Origin of the sequence: Vibrio sp. 1727 (assembly GCF_033344415.1) — a bacterium.
Taxonomy (GTDB): Bacteria; Pseudomonadota; Gammaproteobacteria; order Enterobacterales; family Vibrionaceae; genus Vibrio; species Vibrio alginolyticus.
The window spans coordinates 1-1,049 of sequence record NZ_JAWPOT010000091.1 but is presented as its reverse complement, the minus strand read 5'-3'; the positions used below and the strand labels follow the sequence as shown (position 1 = coordinate 1,049).

1 pseudogene is annotated in these 1,049 nt (G+C 51.1%); it reads left to right on the top strand.

Annotated elements, in window-relative coordinates:
- Nucleotides 1-1,049, top strand: a pseudogene (locus R8O10_RS24010) (propeptide, peptidase); the annotation flags it as partial.

The window sequence follows — 1,049 nt, the reverse complement described above, 5'->3', positions numbered from 1 at the left end:
CGATTGGAAGTGACCGAGCCGCCAGCGTTGAGCTCCGGTGAGTTAGTGACGGTTCCCGTCTCAGTCTTTGATCCTGATTTACGTACGATGCAGCAACAAGCTGCGCCTGATTCCGCTTGGAATTCGTTAGAGGATTATCCGCAGCCACTTCAATATGTTGAGAAGCAGATTCAAGTTTTGCAGTCTGGCGGCAAGTTCTACCTAGCCAATGAGCGCGTTAAACAGGTGGATGCACTTGCATTACTGCCTACACCTGCGGTAGGTGCGGAGCCCGTACGCGATACAAGCAGTATTTTGCCGCCTGAAGGTGTTCAATCTTTTGCTGATGTAAAAGCGATGCAAAGTGCTCAGCTTGGCGACAATGCCTTTTTGCAGTTGATGGCATTTTATCATCTTGACAACTCACTGCAGTACTTATCGAGCTTGAGCTATGACTTGTTTGAAGAGCCGCTTCGTTTTGATGGACGTGGTTTAGCGCTAGACAACTCTTCTTACTACACAGGTTCGCGTGCGCTGATGTTAGGCGTTGGCGGAGTATCTCCGGATGCTGCGGATGCAGATGTGATTTTGCACGAGCTAGGACACGGGATTCACTATCAAATCGTTCCCGATTGGGCGTATGGCCACACTGGTGCGATTGGAGAAGGTGTCGGTGATTACTGGGCGGGCAGTGCGAGCTACCGAACACAGTATTTAGATGCGGCTCGCCGTGGTCAGGAATTTGAGATTGATACGGTGTTCAACTGGGATGGCATGTTTGGCGTTCGCCGCGCAACACGAAGTCTCTGGAACCAACGTGCTCGTTACTTTGAAGGAGCGGAATACCGAGCGCATGAAAGCGTTGGTGGTGAATTGGGCGACGAGTTGTGGTCGACACCTTTGTTCCAAGCCTTAAAAGCGTCCGTTGCTCGTTATGGAGATGGTTCGGATCGTGTTTTCCGTGACTTTGACTCGATTGTGCTTGAAGGCATGTACGGCGTGGGTCGTGGTGTGAAAATGCATGATTTGGCGGAGTCCACCGTGTTTGCCGCGACAATGCTTTTCCCTGA